We start from the raw sequence: 18,338 nt of genomic DNA on the forward strand, positions 1-18,338 counted from the left end.
AGAAGAACGCGAGGAACGAGGCTTTACTCTCACTTCTCACTCATCCTTCTCACTCCTCGCCTTATTACAGCGTGCGGGCCACTTCGGTGCGCTCGAAGCACTCGATCTGGTCGCCGACCTTGACGTCGTTGTACTGCTTCACGGCGATACCGCATTCCATGCCGTTGCGCACCTCGTCGACCAGGTCCTTGAAGCGCCGCAGCGACTCCAGCTCGCCCTCGAACACCACCACGTTGTCGCGCAGCACGCGGATCGGCTTGCTGCGCTTGACGTGGCCCTCGGTGACCATGCAACCGGCCACCGCGCCGAACTTGGAGCTGCGGAACACTTCGCGCACCTGCGCCAGACCGATGATCTCCTCGCGCACTTCCATGCCCAGCAGGCCCGAAGCGGCCTGCTTCACCTGGTCGATCACGTCGTAGATGATCGAGAAATAGCGCACGTCCAGGCCCGAGGTGTCGATCACCTTGCGCGCCGAGGCATCGGCGCGCACGTTGAAGCCGATCACCAGCGCCTTCGAGGCCGCCGCCAGCGTCGCGTCGGACTCGGTGATGCCGCCGACGCCGGCCGCGATCACGTTCACCTTCACGTTCTCGTTGCCGATCTGGCTCAGCGACTCGCGCAGCGCCTGCACCGAACCCTGCACGTCGGCCTTGACCAGGATGTTGAGCGTCTGCATGTCGGCGCCCTGGCCCATCTGGGCCATGATGTCCTCGAGACGGTTGGCCTTGCTGACCATGCGCGAATCGCGGCGCTTCTGGGTACGCTCCGCCGCCACCTCGCGCGCCAGCCGCTCGTCGGCCACCACCACGAAGTCGTCGCCGGACTCGGGCACGCCGGAAAGGCCGAGCACCTGCACCGGGATCGACGGGCCGGCTTCCTGCACGGTCTTGCCGGTCTCGTCGACCAGCGCGCGCATGCGGCCGTATTCCACGCCGCAGACCACGAAATCGCCGCGCTTGAGCGTGCCCTGCTGCACCAGCACGGTAGCCACCGGGCCACGGCCGCGGTCGAGGCTCGACTCGATCACCACGCCGGAAGCCGGGCCGTCCTCGACGGCGGTCAGCTCCATCACCTCGGCCTGCACCGAGATGGCGTCCAGCAGGTCGTCGATGCCCATGCCGGTCTTGGCCGATACCGGCACGAACGGCGTATCGCCGCCCCACTCCTCGGGAATGACCTCGAGGTTGCCCAGGCCCTGCTTGACGTGGTCCGGGTTGGCGTCGGACTTGTCCATCTTGTTGACCGCCACGATCAGCGGCACCTTGGCGGCGCGCGCATGCTGCACCGCCTCGGCGGTCTGCGGCATCACGCCGTCGTCGGCCGCCACCACCAGCACCACGATGTCGGTGGACTGGGCGCCGCGCGCGCGCATCGAGGTGAACGCGGCATGGCCCGGGGTGTCGAGGAAGGTGATCACGCCCTTCGGCGTGTCCACGTGGTAGGCGCCGATGTGCTGGGTGATGCCACCCGCCTCGCCCGAGGCCACCTTGGTGCGGCGGATGTAGTCCAGCAGCGAGGTCTTGCCGTGGTCGACGTGGCCCATGATGGTGACCACCGGCGGACGCGGCTTCTTCTCGCCTTCCAGCTCGGCGTTCTGGGTGTGCGCGGCCAGAGCCGCCTCGGCGTTGTTCTCGCTGGCGACGACCGCGGTATGCCCCAGTTCCTCCACCACCAGCACGGCGGTATCGTGGTCGATGGTCTGGTTGATGGTGGCCATCACGCCCATCTTGAAGAGCGCCTTGACCACCTCCGAGCCCTTGACCGCCATCTTCTGCGCCAGCTCGGCGACGACGTTGGCATCGCTCACCACCACCTCGCGCACCACTGCGGCGGTGGGACGGGTGAAGCCGTGCGCGCCGGCAGCGGCACCGCCGCTGCGCGACACGTCGCGGCCGCCGCCCCTGCCGGGCTTGCCGCGCTTGCTCGAGCGGCGCGCCCGATCGGCTTCGGAAAGATGCAGTTCGCCACCGGCGAAACGCTTGCCGCCCGGGCCTTCGTCGCGGTCGCGGCCGTACTTGGCCTTGGCATTGCGGCTGTCGCCCGCGGCCGCAGGGGCCGGTGCGGGAGCCGGGGCCGGGGCCGGCGCCGGTGCAGGCGCCGCCACCTTCTTCTCGCGGCGGCGCGGCTCATGGATCCGCGGCACGATCATGCCGAACGAGCTATGGTCGGTCGAAGTGCTGGCCGCAGGCGCGGGCGCGGCGGCGGGCGCCGATGCGGCGGCTTCCTTGGCCGGCTCGGGCGCAGGAGCGTCCTTCGCGACAGGCGCATCGGACGCCGGCTCGGCGCTCGCGGCCTCCATGCTGGCGGCCGCCTGCTGCGCCTCGGCGAGGCGGCGTGCCTCCTCGGCCTGGCGCTGTTCCTCGGCGGCGCGCTGGCGCGCCTCTTCCTGCCGGCGCTGCTCGGCCTCGATGCGCTCGTTTTCCTCGTGCTCGCGTTGCTGCTGGGATTCCTGCAGCTTGCGCGCGGCCTCGACGCGCTCGCTGTCGGTACCGGCCTCCTCGGCGATGACGCTGCGCTTGACGTAGGTGCGCTTGGCGCGCACTTCCACGTTCACCGTCTTGGCCGCGCCGGCACCGGCGCCGCGGCCGCCCGGCGTGGCGACTTTCAGTTCGCTGACCTTGCGGCGGTTGAGGGTGATCTGGCGCGGCGCGCTGTCGTCGGCCTCGGCCACCGCACCGGCCTTGCCGTGCGTGCGGCGCAGGAAGCCCAGCAGCTTCACCTTTTCGGTGCTGCTGATGACTTGCTCCGGATCGGAGAATTTCATGCCCGCTTCGCCAAGCTGGCCGAGCAGCTTGTCCACCGGCATGCCAAGTACCTTGGCGAGTTGTTTGATCGTGACATCCGACATCGTGTTCTTTCTCCGCCGTTCCGCGCTTGGGCCTTCTACGGTCCTCGGGCCTTCATCGGCCCTTACCGGCGATGCGGCCTCGGCCGCACAGCCACCTCCATCCGTGGTGGAAGACCCCCTGGAGCCTTCCTCGGCGCGCCCATCCCGGGCGCTGCCGGCCCGCGGTTAGCCGCCCTTCTCCAGGCGCTCGATCATCGGCGCGCGCGCAGCCATGATCAGCGCCGCGGCACGCTCTTCGTCCATGCCCTCGATGTCGATCAGGTCATCGACCGCGAGGTCGGCTAGGTCGTCCACCGTGCCGATCTCGCGCGCGGCCAGCGCATAGGCCGTGGCCTCGTCCATGCCCGGCAGCGCGAGCAGCTCCTCGGACGGCTGGTGCTCGTCGATGCCCTCTTCCACCGCCAGCGCCTCGGTCAGCAGCGCATCGCGGGCGCGGGCGCGCAGCTCCTCGACGATGTCCTCGTCGAAGCCCTCGACCGCCAGCAACTCGGCGCTGGGCACGTAGGCGATTTCCTCGACGCTGGAGAAGCCTTCCTGCACCAGGATGTTGGCGATCTCCTGGTCCACTTCCAGCTTGTCCATGAACAACTGCCGCGCGGCTTCCTGCTCGGCCTCGCTCTTGGCGGTGACCTGGTCCTGGGTCATCACGTTGAGCTGCCAGCCGGTGAGCTTGCTGGCGAGGCGCACGTTCTGGCCGCCGCGGCCGATCGCCTGGGACAGCTTGTCCTCGGCCACCGCGATGTCCATCGAGTGCTTTTCCTCGTCCATGATGATGGACTGCACCTCGGCCGGCGCCATCGCGTTGATGACGTACTGTGCCTGGTTCTCGTGCCACAGGATGATGTCCACGCGCTCGCCGTTGAGCTCGTTGGACACCGCCTGCACGCGCGAGCCGCGCATGCCGATGCACGCGCCGATCGGATCGGTGCGGCTGTCGTGGGCGAGCACGGCGATCTTGGCGCGGTCGCCGGGGTCGCGGGCGCAGCCCTTGATCTCGACCAGGCCCTGGCCCACTTCCGGCACTTCGAGCTTGAACAGCTCGATCATGAATTCCGGCGCCGCGCGCGACACGAACAACTGCGGGCCGCGCACTTCCGAGCGCACCTCGTAGAGGTAGCCGCGCACGCGGTCGCCGACGCGGGCCGACTCGCGCGGAATCGTCTTGTCGCGCGGGATGAAGGCCTCGGCGTTGCTGCCCAGGTCGAGGTAGACGTTGCCTCGCTCGACGCGCTTGACGATGCCGGTGACCAGCTCGCCGACCCGTTCCTGGAACGCATCGACCACCTGCTGGCGCTCGGCCTCGCGTACGCGCTGCACGATCACCTGCTTGGCGGCCTGCGCGGCGATGCGGCCGAACTCGGCGTTCTCGATCTGCGTCTCGATGAATTCGCCGACCTGCGCGTCGTCGCGCTCGTCCAGCGCGTCCATCAGGCGCACCTGGAAGTACGGCGATTCCATCTCGCCGTCGTCGGCGATGATTTCCCAGCGGCGGAACGTCTCGTATTCGCCACTGTTGCGGTCGATCTCGACGCGGATGTCCGGATCCTCTTCCGGGTAGCGCTTCTTCGCCGCCGATGCCAGCGCGGCCTCCATCGCTTCGAAGATCACTTCGCGCGACACGCCCTTTTCATTGGCAACCGCGTCGACCACCAGCAAAAGCTCTTTGCTCATTGCAGCAACTCCATAGACGCCGTCGGGACGCCAGATCGTTTACTTTTGCGCCCGTCCGAGGGCGCCAGGATCGCAAAGCGGCCGTGCATGGCCGCACTATTCAATGTTCTTTCAATGTCCGGCCGGCCGGGCGTGGCCGTAGCCACGCCGCCGGTCACTTCGCCGCCTTCCCGGCCGGCGGCTTGCCGCCGCGCTTGGGCTGCGGCACGTAGCCGAGCGCGGCCCAGTCCGGCACCACCCGCGCGCTTTCCACCGCCGCGTGCTCGAACTCGAACGTCTTGCCCTCGGCTTCCAGCGTGACCTGCTCGCCATCCACCTTCACCAACCTGCCCCGCAGCCGCCGGCGCCCGTCGAGCGGCGCCTTCAGCAGGATCTTCACTTCCTGCCCCACGACCTTGGCGAACTGCGCCGCGTTGAACAGCGGGCGGTCGATGCCGGGCGAGGACACTTCCAGCACATAGTGGCCCGGGATCGGGTCCTCCACGTCGAGCATCGCCGACAGTTCGCGGCTGGCCGCCTCGCAGTCGTCGAGGGTCACCTCTCGCCCGTCGCCATGGTCGAGCACGTCCAGGTAGACGCGCAGGGTACTCTGCCCCTGCGACGGGGAAAACTCGACGCCGATGCATTCCAGCCGCAAATCGGCCAGGATCTCGGTGAAGCGTTGTGCCAGTGCCTGCGTATCCATGTCGTCGTCTTTCGATCAACCGTGCCGAATGGGCGGCGACATACGGTCGCCAGAAACAAAAAATGGGCTCGAAACGGCCCATTCCCTTACCGCGCCGATGTCCCGGCCACCTTTCCCTGGCGACGGCTCACGACGGCCGCCGAACCGGCAAACATCCCTAGCGTCCAACAAAAAAGCCCCACGAGGAGGCTTTCTTGGTCTAAGAAAGTTCCGATAGCCAAGAGAGGCATCCAAGCCTGCAACCGGCGAGCCCGCTGCAGCCTTTCCCCGCACTATCAAGCTCTCGATGATAGACCCACGCACCTTTCAATGCAACGGGCGTGCCTTGCGACCGACCTGACATCGCGACACCGTGGCGGCAGGCCAGCCCTCGAACCGGCATGTAAGCCGATACCGATAATCGATGTAGGGAAAATCCTATCCATGATCCACATACCCTTCCCGCGGTTTTTTGTGGGCTAGCTTCGGCAACGCTCCGCAACGGAGCCTTTGCCATAGGGGATCTAGCCAATGAGCATGAAATCATCCTTCGTCGCCCTCGCCATCGTTGCCGCCGGGGGCCTGTTCCACGCTTCGCCGGCACGCGCGCACATCGACTGCCGGGGCTGCGAGGAGAGCTACGCTGCATGTATAGCTGCCGGCGGCACGGACGAAACCTGCTGGACGGGTGCCTGCAAAAAGCAGCGCCCGATGCCGCTGAGCCGCACCGGAAATGCGCTCTCGGGTATCGAGAGCAAGAGCGACTTCAAGATGAACCGCGTTTCGCCTGGAGCCCGGACGGCCGCCCTCGCCCTGGTGGACCAGGCTCCCTGAAGCGATTCCGCACCGGCACGTCCGGGAGGTGGATGAACTGGCGCGGACAATAACGGTGAGGAGCACGAAAAGACGCGACCCCATGGGTCGCGTCTTTGATTTCACGCCTGCCATACAAACAGCACGAACTTCGCGAACCGCTTTGCGCTCGCATCGCCCGCCGAAACGAAAACGGCGACCTCTTCGCAGAGGCCGCCGCTTCGATTGAATAATTGGTAGCGGGGGCAGGATTCGAACCTGCGACCTTCGGGTTATGAGCCCGACGAGCTGCCAGACTGCTCCACCCCGCACCAGAGTCAGCCACTATAGCGACGTGGCCGATTTCCTGCAAGCCTCGTTGCGCATATCCGTCGCAAAAAAGCGGATAGCCCGCGACGCAGGCTCAGGCCGACACCAGCCCGAAGGCCGCACGGCACCAGCCGAGCAGCGGGCCCCAGCACAGGCCGAGCACGAGCAGCAGCAGCGCGTTGAGCGAGAGCATCCAGCGCAGCGAAACGTCCTGCTGCACTTCCAGCCGTACGCCGTCCTGCGGCTTGTCGAAGTACATCACCTTGACCACGCGCAGGTAGTAGTACAGGCCGATGATCGCGAACACCGCGCCGACGATGGCCAGCCACAGCATGTTCGCGTCGATCGCCGCCTGCAGCACCAGCAGCTTGGCGAAGAAGCCGAACAGCGGCGGCACGCCCGCCAGCGAGAACATCGCCAGCAGCATCAGGAACGCCATCCACGGCGAACGCTGGTTGAGCCCCTTGAAGTCGTCGATCTCCTCGCACTCGAAGCCCGCGCGGGCCAGCGCCAGGATCACGCCGAACGCCGCCGTGCTCATCAGCGCGTAGCTGATCGCGTAGAACATCGCCGCGGCATAGCCTTCCGGGCCGGCATTGACCAGGCCCAGCAGCAGGTAGCCCATGTGCGAGATCGTCGAATAGGCGAGCAGGCGCTTGAGGTTGCTCTGCACGATGGCGACCAGGTTGCCGATCGCCAGCGACAGCACGGCCAGCACGGCCAGCATCAGTTGCCAGTGCTGTGCCAGGTCGCCCAGCCCCGATTCCAGCAGACGGTAGGCCATGCCGAACGCGGCCAGCTTGGGCGCCGAGCCGATGAACACGGTGACCGCCGTCGGCGCGCCCTGGTAGACGTCGGGAATCCACATGTGGAACGGCGCCACGCCGAGCTTGAAGCCGATGCCGATGATCATGAAGATCAGGCCGAACAGCAGCAGGTTCGGCATCGCGCTGTGCGCCGCCGCGCCGTGCAACTGGGCCAGCGACAGCGTGCCGGTGGCGCCGTAGACCATCGACATGCCGTACAGCAGCATGCCCGAGGCCAGCGCGCCCAGCACGAAGTACTTGATCGCCGCCTCGGAGGACAGCGGCGAATCCCGGTTCAGTGCCACCAGTGCGTAGGAGGACAGCGTCAGCAGTTCCAGGCCGAGGTATACGGTGACCAGGTTGCCCGCCGACACCAGCAGCATGATGCCGATCACCGCGAAGATCGCCAGCGTGTAGAACTCGCCGACGAACAGCTTGCGGTCGGCCAGGTACGGCCGCGCGTAGACGAACACCAGCACCGTGCACAGCAGCGCGAAGACCTTGAGGATCTCCGCCACCCGGTCGCGCACGAACATGCCGTTGAACGCGGTGGCCGTACCGTCCGGCTGGCCGGCGACCACCAGGTAGACCGCCACCAGCAGCACCGCGATGGAAAGCCAGTGCAGCAGGCCGCGCTGCTCCGGCTTCATGAAGGCGTCCAGCAGCAACAGCAGGCACGCCGCCGCCACCAGGTAGAACTCCGGCAGCAGGACCAGGATGTCATTGAAATTCGGCATGGTTCGTCCCGCTTAGATCTTGTGAACGGCGAGCTGCTGCACCAGCTGCGACACCGAGGCGTCCATCAGGTGGATCAGCGGCTGCGGCCAGATGCCCAGCGCCAGCACGGCGGCGGCGAAGGCGATCAGCACGAACGCCTCGCGGCCGTTGATCTCCTTCATCTCGCGCACGTGCGGGTTGGTGATGTCGCCCCACAGCACGCGCTTGACCATCCACAGCGTGTACGCCGCGCCGATGATCAGGGTGAACGCGGCGAACAGCGCGATCCAGGGATTGGCCTTGAAGCTCGCCAGCACCACCATGAACTCGCCGACGAAGCCGCTGGTACCCGGCAGGCCGGAGTTGGCCATCGCGAACAGCACGTAGAAGAAGCCGAACCAAGGCATCACGTTGATGACGCCGCCGTAGTCCTTGATCGAGCGGGTGTGCAGGCGGTCGTACATCACGCCGATGCAGGTGAACATCGCGCCGGAGACGAAGCCGTGCGAGATCATCTGCACCATCGCGCCCTGCATGCCGAGCTTGGCCATGTCGACGTCGCCGGCGCCCCGCACCAGCATGAAGGCGATGAAGATGCCCAGGGTGACGAAGCCCATGTGCGCCACGGACGAATACGCCACCAGCTTCTTCATGTCCTCCTGCACCAGGGCCACGTAGCCGATGTAGACCACTGCGACCAGGCTGAGCGCGATCACCAGCCAGGCGAAGTGCTCCGAGGCGTCCGGCACGATCGGCAGCGAGAAGCGCAGGAAACCGTATCCGCCGATCTTCAGCATCACCGCCGCCAGCACCACCGAACCGCCGGTCGGCGCCTCCACGTGGGCGTCGGGCAGCCAGGTGTGCACCGGCACCATCGGCACCTTCACCGCGAAGGCGATCAGGAAGGCGAAGAACAGCCAGCTCTGCTCCTGCATCGTCAGCGGCAGCGCCGCCAGCGTGTGCAGGTCGAAGGTGCCGGCCTTCAGGTACAGGTAGATCAGCCCGATCAGCATGAAGATCGAGCCGAGGAAGGTGTAGATGAAGAACTTCAGCGTCGCGTAGACGCGGCGCGGGCCGCCCCAGATGCCGATCAGGATGAACATCGGGATCAGCATCGCCTCGAAGAACACGTAGAACAGCAAGGCGTCGGTGGCGCAGAACACGCCGATCATCAGGCCCTCGAGCACCAGCATGGCGGCCATGTACTGGTGCGGCTTGTCCTGGATCACTTCCCACGCACCGACGATCACCAGGATGCCGACGAAGGTGGTGAGCAGGATCAGCGCTATCGAGATGCCGTCCACCGCCAGGCCGTAGTGCACGCCCAGCGAGGCGATCCACATGTGGCTCTCGGTCAACTGCATGGCGCTGTCGGCCGCATTGAACTGCGGCAGCAGGAACAGGCTGACCACGAAGGTTAGCACCGCCATCAGCAGCGCCAGCCAGCGCGCCAGGTTGGGACGCGCCGAACCGGCCAGGAGCACGGGCACGGCGCCGACGACGGGTAGCCAGATCAGCAGGCTGAGCAAATGATTGAACATGGAGCTGAGTTCCCTTTATTGCCCGACCAGCCAGAAACCGCCCAACAGCAGGATCAGGCCGAGAATCATCGCGAAGGCGTAGTGGTAGAGGTAGCCGGACTGCAGCTTGCGCATACCGGCCGCAATACGCTGCACCACGCCAGCCGAACCGTTGACCAGCGCGCCGTCGATCACGGCCGCGTCGCCGGCCTTCCAGAACAGCCGGCCCAGCTTCACGCCGCCGCGGGCGAAGACCGCGAAATACACGTCGTCGACCCAGTACTTGCGATCCAGCACCGTCCACAGCGGCTTGAACGCGGTCTTGATCTTCCCGGCCATGGCCGGGTTGAACAGGTAGATGTAGGTGGTGATCACGAAGGCCAGCGCCACCAGCCCGAACGGCCAGCTCCAGAACCCGTGCAGCGCCATCGCGGCGGCGCCGTGGAATTCGCCGGCCAGCTCGCCCAGCACGTTGTTGGCCTCTTCCACGTGGATCGCCTGGCCGAACCAGCCGCCGAACAGCATCGGCCCGATCGTGAAGAAGCCCACCAGCAGCGACGGGATCGCCAGCAGGATCAGCGGCAGCGTCACCACCCAGGGCGACTCGTGCGGCGCGTGCGCCAGCTCGCCCGGCTTGTGGTGGCCGTGGTCGTCATGGTCGTGATGGCCATGGCCGTGGTGCTCCACCACCGTGAAGCGCTCCTTGCCGTGGAAGGTCAGGTACATCTGGCGGAAGGTGTACAGCGCGGTGACGAAGGCGCCGGCCAGCACGCAGAAGTAGGCATAGCCCGAGCCCCAGCGATGCGACGCGCCGACCGCCTCGATGATCGCGTCCTTGGAGTAGAAGCCCGAGGTGAACGGGATCGCCACCAGCGCCAGCGAGCCGATCCACATGGTGATCCAGGTGATCGGCATGTACTTGCGCAGGCCGCCCATGTAGCGCATGTCCTGCTCGTGGTGCATCGCGATGATCACCGAGCCGGCGCCGAGGAACAGCAGCGCCTTGAAGAAGGCGTGGGTCATCAGGTGGAACACCGCGCCGGAATACGCCGACACGCCCAGCGCCACCGTCATGTAGCCGAGCTGCGACAGCGTGGAGTACGCCACCACCCGCTTGATGTCGTTCTGCACGATGCCGATCAGGCCGGTGAACAGCGCGCCGGTGGCGCCGATCACCATGACGAAGCTGAGCGCACCCTGCGACAGCTCGTAGATCGGCGACATGCGCGCGACCATGAAGATGCCGGCGGTCACCATCGTCGCCGCGTGGATCAGCGCGGAGATCGGGGTCGGGCCTTCCATCGAATCGGGCAGCCACACGTGCAGCGGCACCTGCGCCGACTTGCCCATCGCGCCGATGAACAGCAGCACACCGATCACCGTGGCGGCGTCCCAGGCATGGTTCTGGGTGATCTGCAACGTCTTGCCGACCAGCCCGGGCGCCGCGGCGAACACGGTCTGGTAGTCGAGCGAGCCGAGGAAGTACAGCACCGCGGCGATGCCGAGCAGGAAGCCGAAGTCGCCCACGCGGTTGACCAGGAACGCCTTGAGGTTGGCGAAGATCGCCGTCGGCCGCTTGTACCAGAAGCCGATCAGCAGGTACGACACCAGGCCCACCGCCTCCCAGCCGAAGAACAGCTGCATGAAGTTGTTGCTCATCACGAGCATCAGCATCGAGAAGGTGAACAGCGAGATGTAGCTGAAGAAGCGCTGGTAGCCGTCGTCGTCGGCCATGTAGCCGATGGTGTACACGTGCACCAGCAGCGACACGAAGGTGACCACCACCATCATCATCGCGGTGAGCCGGTCGACCAGGAAGCCGACGCTGGCGCTGAAGCGGCCGATCTCGAACCAGGTGTACAGGTTGTGGTTGTAGGCCGGCGCGCCGCCCGCGGTGATCTGGTACAGCACGTAGAACGACAGGCCGCAGGACACCAGCAGGCCGAGGATGGTCACGCTGTGCGCGCCGACCCGGCCGATCTGCTTGCCGAGGAAACCGGCCAGCAGGCAGCCCACCAGGGGCGCCAGCGCGATGGTCAGCAGGATGGAAGTGGACAAGGTCATCGGCTCAGCCCTTCATCGAGTCGATTTCGGCGATGTTGATCGTGCTGCGGTTGCGGAACAGCAGCACCAGGATCGCCAGGCCGATCGCGGATTCCGCGGCGGCCACGGTGAGGATGAAGAACACGAACACCTGGCCGGACACGTCGCCGAGGAAGCGCGAGAACGCCACGAAGTTCATGTTCACCGCAAGCAGCATCAGCTCGATCGCCATCAGCAGCACGATCACGTTCTTGCGGTTGATGAAGAGGCCGGCCACGGCGATGCAGAACAGCACCGCGCCGAGCACGATGAAATGCGAAAGCGTGATCATGGCTTGGCCTCCTGGTCGCCCGGCTGCTGCGGCTGCGCGGTGGTCCGGGCAGGCTGTTCGGCGGCCATCTTCACGATGCGCACGCGGTCGCGCGCGTTCACCCGCACCTGCTGGCTGGCCGACTCGTGGCGCCGGTCGGCGCGCTGGCGCAGGGTCAATGCCACCGCCGCCACCACGCCCACGGTGAGGATCAGCGCGGCGATCTCGAACGGCAGCAGGTACTGCGTGTACAGCGCCGTGCCCAGCCATGCGGTGTTGGACATGCCCGCCGCCGCGGCCGGATTGGCACCCATCGGGATCGCCTGCATCGCGCGCACGCCGATCAGCGCCAGCATTTCCACCAGCATGACCAGGGCCACCACGATGCCCACCGGCAGGTAGCGGATGAAGCCTTCGCGCACCTGCTCCTGCTTGATGTCGAGCATCATCACCACGAACAGGAACAGCACCATCACCGCGCCCACGTAGACCACGATCAGCGCGATGGCGAGGAACTCCGCCTCGGCCAGCAGCCAGATGCAGGCCGTGCTGAAGAAGGTCAGCACCAGGGCCAGCACGGCGTGCACCGAGTTCTTCAGCGTGATCACCGCCAGCGCGGCGCCCACGGTGACGACGCCGAAGGCGTAGAAGCAGATGAGTTGGAACAGGTTCGGATCGATCATGTCGGTCGCCTCAGCGGTACGCCGCGTCTTGCGCACGGGCCGCGGCGATGTCCGCCTCGAAGCGGTCGCCGATGGCGAGCAACTGCGGCTTGGTCACCACGTTCTCGCCGCGGTTTTCGAAGTGGTACTCGTGCACCGCCGTCTCCACGATCGAATCGACCGGGCAGCTCTCCTCGCAGAAGCCGCAGAAGATGCACTTGAACAGGTCGATGTCGTAGCGCGTGGTGCGGCGCTGGCCGTCGCTCGCGCGCGGCGCCGAGTCGATCGTGATCGCCAGCGCCGGGCACACCGCCTCGCACAGCTTGCACGCGATGCAGCGCTCCTCGCCGTTCGCGTAGCGGCGCAGCGCGTGCAGGCCGCGGAAGCGGTTCGACTTGGGGATGTGCTCCATCGGGTAGCGCATCGTGTACTTGGGCTTGAACATGTAGCGGATGGTCAGCCACATGCCCTTGAACAGCTCGATCAGGAGCAGGCTCTTGAAATAGTGCGTAATGCGGGACATGGCTTTCTTCAGACCCCCGTGCCGATGCTGACCCAGCCGAAATACTTCATGCAGCCGGCGACGAGGACCCATGCGATGGCGATGGGAATGAACACCTTCCAGCCCAGCCGCATGATCTGGTCGTAGCGGTAGCGGGGGAAGCTGGCGCGGAACCACAGGAACATGAAGGCGAACAGGAAGGCCTTGATGAACAGCCAGATGAAGCCGCCGGTCCAGATCCAGTTCACCCACGGCGAGACGTCGGCGGTGATCCAGCCCTGGAACGGGCTCAGCCAGCCGCCGAGGAACAGCACCGAGGCCAGGAAGCTGACCAGGATCATGTTGGCGTATTCGGCCAGGAAGAAGATCGCGAAGGCCGAGCCGGAATACTCCACGTGGAAGCCGGCCACGATCTCCGACTCGCCCTCCGCCACGTCGAACGGCGCGCGGTTGGTCTCGGCCACGCCGGAGATGAAGTAGATGACGAACACCGGCAGCAGCGGCAGCCAGAACCAGTCCAGAAAGCCCTTGCCGCCGGCCTGCGCGTGCACGATGTCGGTGAGGTTGAGCGAGCCGGCCAGCACCAGCACGCAGACCAGGCACAGGCCCATCGCCAGCTCGTAGGAGATCACCTGCGCCGCCGAGCGCATCGCGCCGAGCAGGGCGTAGCGCGAGTTGGAGGCCCAGCCGGCGAGGATGATGCCGTACACGCCCAGCGAGGTCATCGCCAGCAGGTACAGCACGCCGGCATTGGCGTTGGACAGCACCATCCGCTCGCCGAACGGAATCACCGCCCAGGCCGCGAACGCCGGCACCAGCGCCAGCAGCGGCGCCAGGTAGTACAGGAACCTGTTCGCACTGCTCGGCAGGATCACTTCCTTGATCAGCAGCTTGACCACGTCGGCGAAGGCCTGCAGCAGGCCGAGCGGGCCGATCTTGTTCGGCCCCATGCGCACGTGCATCCAGCCGATGACCTTGCGCTCCCAGTACACGAACATCGCCACCGCCAGGATCAGCGGCACCGCAATGCACAGGATGTAGATGATCGGCCAGACCAACTGGTTGAGAATCTGCTCGCCCATGGATTACGCCTTGCTCAAGGTAATGGCCGCGCCGTAAGGCGGCAGCGTGGCGGTTGCGTCCTGCGCGGCCTCGATCCAGGCCGCGCCGTCGGGCACGGCGGGATCGATCACCAGCGGCAGCGTGGCGTCGCCCACGCGCAGCGGATTGCCCCCGGCCAGGCCCAGGCGCTGCGCCTCGGCGGCGTTCAGGCGCACGGCCGGCGCACGGTTGAGCGGATGGGCGTTCAGCGCGGTGGCGCGGCGCAGCACCGCGTCGCCGCGGTAGATCGGCCAGGTCGCCAGGCGGGCGAGGCCCTGCACGGGCTCGCGCGCGGCAAGCCCGTCGCGGCCGGCGACGGCCCGCTCGGCGATGCCGTCGCGCAGGCCGGCGAGGTCGTCGAACTCGAAGCCGGCCAGTTGCAGCAGGCCGCCCAGCGCGCGCAGCACCTTCCAGCCCGAGCGCGCCTGCGCCGGCGCCTTCGCGCCGGCCTGCACGCCCTGCGCCAGGCCGTCCACGTTGACCAGGGTGGCGTCGGTCTCCGGCAACAGGGCGATCGGCAGGATCACGTCGGCCACGTCGCGCAGCGCCGGGCTGGCGAAGGCGGCGAATGCCACCACCCGCTCCGCACCGTGCAGGGCCTTCAGCGCCAGCGCGCCGTCGGCGAAGTCGTGCGGCGGCTCGACGCCGTAGAGCAGGTAGGTCTTGCGCGGCTGCGCCAGCATCGCGTGGGCATCCAGGCCGCCGTTGCCCGGCACCACGCCGAGCCTGCCGAGGCCGAGCGCATTCGCGCCGACCGGCAGTTCGTCGTAGCCCGCGCCGGTCACCTCGGCGACGAAGCGGGCCACCGCGCGCAGCCACGACGCCTGCGGATGGGTGACCGCGGCCTCGCCGAGGATCACCACGGCCCGGCCGCTCTTGAGCGCGGCGATCGCGTCCTTGTCGCCCTCGTCGAAGGCGGCGCCGTCGATCGCCGCGGCCAGCGCGGCCGGAGCGGCCAGCGCGGCCGGAGCGGCGGCGCCGTCGGCGACGGCAGCCTTGGCCAGGGCCAGCAGCGCATCGACCAGCGCCTGCGGCGCGACCACCGCCTCGCCGGCCAGCGCGTAGTTGAAGTCGAAACGGGCCGGGTTGACGGCGTAGACCTTGGCGCCCTTCTTCACTGCCTGGTGCAGGCGGTGGTTGAGCAGCGGCATCTCGTGGCGCAGGTCCGAGCCGACCAGCAGCGCCGCCTTGACCCCTGCCACGTCCGCTACCGGCAGGCCGAAGCGGGTCGCCACCGCGTTGTCGGCGAAATCGAGCTGGCGCAGGCGATGGTCGACGTGCGCACTGCCGAGGCCGCGCGCCAGGCGCACCAGCAGGTCGCCCTCCTCGTTCGAGGTGGCCGGATGCACCAGCAGGCCGAGCTCGCTGCCCGGCGCCTTCTTCAGCGCCTCGGCGGCCGCGCCCAGGGCGTCCTCCCAGGTGGTCGCCTGCCACTGGCCGTTGCGCTTCACTTCCGGCGCGTGCAGGCGGTCGGCGGCGTACATGCCCTGGTGGCTGTAGCGGTCGCGGTCGGACAGCCAGCACTCGTTGACCGCTTCGTTGTCGCGCGGCACCGTGCGCAGCACCTCGCCACGGCGGGTGTGCAGCCACAGGTTGGAGCCGAGCGCGTCGTGGTAGCCGATCGACGGCTTGGCGATCAGCTCCCAGGCGCGCGCCTTGAACTGGAACGGCTTGTTGGTGAGCGCGCCCACCGGACACACGTCGATGATGTTGCCCGACAGCTCCGTCTCCACCGTCTTGCCGATGTAGGTGCCGATCTGCAGGTTCTCGCCGCGGCTCATGCCGCCCAGTTCGTAGGTGCCGGCGATCTCGCTGGTGAAGCGCACGCAGCGCGTGCACTGGATGCAGCGGGTCATCTCGGTGGCGACCAGCGGCCCGATGTTCTCGTCGGCGATGGTGCGCTTGCGCTCGGTGAAGCGCGACACGCTGCGGCCGTAGCCCAGCGCCACGTCCTGCAGCTCGCACTCGCCGCCCTGGTCGCAGATCGGGCAGTCGAGCGGGTGGTTGATCAGAAGGAACTCCATCACGTCCTTCTGGAACTTCAGCGCCTTGTCCGAGCGCGTCATCACCTTCATGCCCTCGGCCACCGGGGTGGCGCACGCCGGCTGCGGCTTGGGCATCAGCTTGCCGCCCATCTCCACGTCGACCAGGCACATGCGGCAGTTCGCGGCGATCGGGAGCTTGCGGTGGTAGCAGAAGCGCGGGATCGACACGCCGATGGCGTCGGCGGCCTCGATGATCATCGCGCCCTTGCGGATCTGCGTGGGCTTGCCGTCGACCTCGATGTTCAGCAGGTCGGGCGCGGTGCCGGTCGGCTGCGCACTCATGCAGCAACTCCTTGGGGAGCAGGGAATGGGGAATGGAAAATGGGGAATGGGAAGAGCCGCGGGATGCTGCGGTGCGATTCCCGACTCCCGATTCCCGATTCCCGATTCGCGCCGATAGAGACCATCGTCATGCCGCAACCTCCTCGCGCGAATCCACCATCGAGCGGCCGTGCTGCACGAAATATTCGAATTCGTTCCAGAAACGCGCGAGGAAACCCTGCACCGGCCACGCGGCGGCCTCGCCGAACGCGCAGATGGTGTGGCCCTCGATCTGGCCGGCGATCGCCTTGAGGCGATGCAGGTCGTCCTGCGTGCCCTTGCCCTCGACGATGCGCGTGAGCACGCGGTACATCCAGCCGGTGCCTTCGCGGCACGGCGTGCACTGGCCGCAGGACTCGGCCTTGTAGAAGCGCGCGATGCGCTGGCAGACCTTGACCATGCAGGTGGTCTCGTCCATCACGATCACCGCGCCGGAGCCCAGGCCCGAGCCGGCCTTCTGCAGGCAGTCGTAGTCCATCGTGCTCTCGAGCATGACGTCGGCCGGCAGCACCTTCATCGAGGAGCCGCCGGGGATCACCGCCTTGAGCTTGTTGCCATTGCGCACGCCGCCGGCCATCGCCAGCAGCTCGGTGAACGGGGTGCCCAGGCGGATCTCGAAGTTGCCCGGATTGTTGACGTGGCCGGAGACCGAGAAGATCTTCGGGCCGCCGTTGTTGGGCTTGCCGAGGTTCAGGAACCAGTCGGCGCCATTGCGCAGGATTGCCGGCACCGAGGCGTAGGTCTCGGTGTTGTTGATCGTGGTCGGCTTGCCGTACAGGCCGAAGTTGGCCGGGAACGGCGGCTTGAAGCGCGGCTGGCCCTTCTTGCCTTCCAGCGACTCCATCAGCGCGGTTTCCTCGCCGCAGATGTAGGCGCCGGCGCCGAGCGCGGCGTAGATGTCCACGTCGACGCCGCTGCCCTGCACGTTCTTGCCGAGCAGGCCGGCGGCGTAGGCTTCCTTCAGCGCCGCCTCGAAATGCTCGAACGGCTCGTGGTGGAACTCGCCGCGCAGGTAGTTGTAGGCCACCGTCGAGCCGGTGCAATAGCAGGCGATCGCCAGGCCCTCGACCACCGCGTGCGGGTTGTAGCGCAGGATGTCGCGGTCCTTGGCCGTGCCCGGCTCGGATTCGTCCGAGTTGCACAGGATGTATTTCTGCATGTCGCCCTTCGGCATGAAGGACCACTTCAGGCCGGTCGGGAAGCCCGCGCCGCCACGGCCGCGCAGGCTGCTCTTCTTGATTTCCTCGATCAGCGAAGCCGGATCGGGCTTCTCGGCGAGGATCTTCCTCCACGCCTTGTAGCCGTCCACCTTCTCGTAGCTGTCCATCGACCACGGCGTGTCGAAATGCAGCGTGGTGTAGACGACCTGGTGTTCCTGCGGGGCGGGTCCGACGGCCATCAGTGCTTCCCCTCATCGTGCCCGTGCGCGGGGCCATCGACGCTCAGGCCATCCAGGATGGCGTCGAGCTTCTCGATGGTCAGCCGCTCGTAATAGTGCCCGTTCACCGTCATCGCCGGCGCGTACACGCAGGCGGCGATGCATTCCTCTTCCTGCTTCAGATAGACGCGGCCGTCCGGCGTGCTCTCGCCCAGCTTGATGCCGAGCTTCTTCTCGCAATGGCGCACCAGGTCCTCGGCGCCGTTGAGCCAGCACGAGATGTTGGTGCAGATCGCCACGTTGTTGCGCCCGACCGGCTTGGTCTCCAGCATCGAATAGAAGCTGGCCACCTCGTAGGCCCACACGGCCGGCAGGTCGAGATATTTCGCCACCGCGGTGATCAGCTCGTCGGTGAGGAAGCCCCGGTTCTGCTCCTGCGCCGCGAACAGCGCCTGGATCAGCGCCGAGCGCCTGCGGTCGGGCGGGAACTTGGCCACCCACGCATCGATGTGCTGGCGGGTGTGCTCGGTAAGTGCGACGAGCGGGTCGACGTACCTGACCTGCTCGTAGTTTCCGGTGGCTTTCATGGGTGGAACTCCGGGAATCGGGAATCGGGAATCGGGAA

Annotated in this window: 14 protein-coding genes and 1 tRNA gene; 1 reads left to right on the forward strand and 14 read right to left on the reverse strand. The window is 66.9% G+C overall.

Annotated features, from left to right (window positions below; genetic code table 11):
- Positions 1 to 64 precede the first annotated feature (64 nt).
- The 3 genes from infB to rimP all read right to left on the reverse strand — a co-directional run bounded on the left by infB (position 65) and on the right by rimP (position 5,207).
- Positions 65 to 2,851 (reverse strand): translation initiation factor IF-2, encoded by a 2,787-nt coding sequence (gene infB / locus ASG87_RS08620; protein ID WP_056003842.1) that lies wholly within the window; start codon positions 2,849 to 2,851, stop codon positions 65 to 67.
- 165 nt (positions 2,852 to 3,016) lie between these two features.
- On the reverse strand, positions 3,017 to 4,522 hold the full coding sequence (gene nusA / locus ASG87_RS08625) for a transcription termination factor NusA (RefSeq protein ID WP_056003845.1): 1,506 nt from the start codon (positions 4,520 to 4,522) through the stop codon (positions 3,017 to 3,019).
- Between the two features lie 154 nt (positions 4,523 to 4,676).
- Positions 4,677 to 5,207, reverse strand: coding sequence for a ribosome maturation factor RimP (gene rimP / locus ASG87_RS08630; protein ID WP_056003848.1), 531 nt, complete (start codon positions 5,205 to 5,207; stop codon positions 4,677 to 4,679).
- Positions 5,208 to 5,717: 510 nt separating this feature from the next.
- On the opposite strand from rimP, the gene ASG87_RS08635 reads away from it, so the two are divergent.
- Positions 5,718 to 6,020, forward strand: coding sequence for a hypothetical protein (locus ASG87_RS08635; protein ID WP_056003851.1), 303 nt, complete (start codon positions 5,718 to 5,720; stop codon positions 6,018 to 6,020).
- A gap of 213 nt (positions 6,021 to 6,233) precedes the next feature.
- Here ASG87_RS08635 and ASG87_RS08640 read toward each other — a convergent pair.
- The 11 genes from ASG87_RS08640 to nuoE form a co-directional block, all read right to left on the reverse strand.
- Positions 6,234 to 6,310 (reverse strand) — tRNA-Met (locus tag ASG87_RS08640).
- Positions 6,311 to 6,402: 92 nt separating this feature from the next.
- Positions 6,403 to 7,851 (reverse strand): NADH-quinone oxidoreductase subunit NuoN, encoded by a 1,449-nt coding sequence (nuoN, locus tag ASG87_RS08645; RefSeq protein WP_056003854.1) that lies wholly within the window; start codon positions 7,849 to 7,851, stop codon positions 6,403 to 6,405.
- Positions 7,852 to 7,863: 12 nt separating this feature from the next.
- Positions 7,864 to 9,372: an NADH-quinone oxidoreductase subunit M gene (locus tag ASG87_RS08650; protein WP_056003856.1), complete on the reverse strand. Its 1,509-nt coding sequence runs from the start codon at positions 9,370 to 9,372 to the stop codon at positions 7,864 to 7,866.
- A gap of 15 nt (positions 9,373 to 9,387) precedes the next feature.
- Positions 9,388 to 11,415, reverse strand: coding sequence for an NADH-quinone oxidoreductase subunit L (nuoL, locus tag ASG87_RS08655; protein WP_056003860.1), 2,028 nt, complete (start codon positions 11,413 to 11,415; stop codon positions 9,388 to 9,390).
- 4 nt (positions 11,416 to 11,419) lie between these two features.
- On the reverse strand, positions 11,420 to 11,725 hold the full coding sequence (gene nuoK / locus ASG87_RS08660; RefSeq protein WP_056003863.1) for an NADH-quinone oxidoreductase subunit NuoK: 306 nt from the start codon (positions 11,723 to 11,725) through the stop codon (positions 11,420 to 11,422).
- Positions 11,722 to 12,387 carry an NADH-quinone oxidoreductase subunit J gene (locus tag ASG87_RS08665; RefSeq protein ID WP_056003976.1) on the reverse strand — a complete coding sequence of 222 codons (666 nt, stop codon included), beginning with the start codon at positions 12,385 to 12,387 and terminating at the stop codon, positions 11,722 to 11,724. The genes nuoK and ASG87_RS08665 overlap by 4 nt, the downstream gene beginning before the upstream one ends.
- Before the next feature lie 10 nt (positions 12,388 to 12,397).
- A complete protein-coding gene (gene nuoI / locus ASG87_RS08670; RefSeq protein WP_056003866.1) occupies positions 12,398 to 12,889 on the reverse strand; it encodes an NADH-quinone oxidoreductase subunit NuoI in 492 nt (163 codons plus the stop codon).
- An 8-nt stretch (positions 12,890 to 12,897) separates the two neighbouring features.
- Positions 12,898 to 13,950 carry an NADH-quinone oxidoreductase subunit NuoH gene (nuoH, locus tag ASG87_RS08675; protein WP_056003868.1) on the reverse strand — a complete coding sequence of 351 codons (1,053 nt, stop codon included), beginning with the start codon at positions 13,948 to 13,950 and terminating at the stop codon, positions 12,898 to 12,900.
- Positions 13,951 to 13,953: 3 nt separating this feature from the next.
- On the reverse strand, positions 13,954 to 16,296 hold the full coding sequence (nuoG, locus tag ASG87_RS08680) for an NADH-quinone oxidoreductase subunit NuoG (RefSeq protein WP_056003870.1): 2,343 nt from the start codon (positions 16,294 to 16,296) through the stop codon (positions 13,954 to 13,956).
- Positions 16,297 to 16,423: 127 nt separating this feature from the next.
- Positions 16,424 to 17,734, reverse strand: a complete 1,311-nt coding sequence (gene nuoF / locus ASG87_RS08685; RefSeq protein ID WP_056003872.1) for an NADH-quinone oxidoreductase subunit NuoF — start codon at positions 17,732 to 17,734, stop codon at positions 16,424 to 16,426.
- Complete coding sequence (gene nuoE / locus ASG87_RS08690) at positions 17,734 to 18,300, reverse strand: NADH-quinone oxidoreductase subunit NuoE (RefSeq protein ID WP_056003876.1); 567 nt, start codon at positions 18,298 to 18,300, stop codon at positions 17,734 to 17,736. Before nuoE ends, nuoF begins: the two co-directional genes overlap by 1 nt.
- Positions 18,301 to 18,338: the final 38 nt, after the last annotated feature.

Source organism: Frateuria sp. Soil773, assembly GCF_001428405.1.
Lineage (GTDB): Bacteria > Pseudomonadota > Gammaproteobacteria > Xanthomonadales > Rhodanobacteraceae > LMSL01.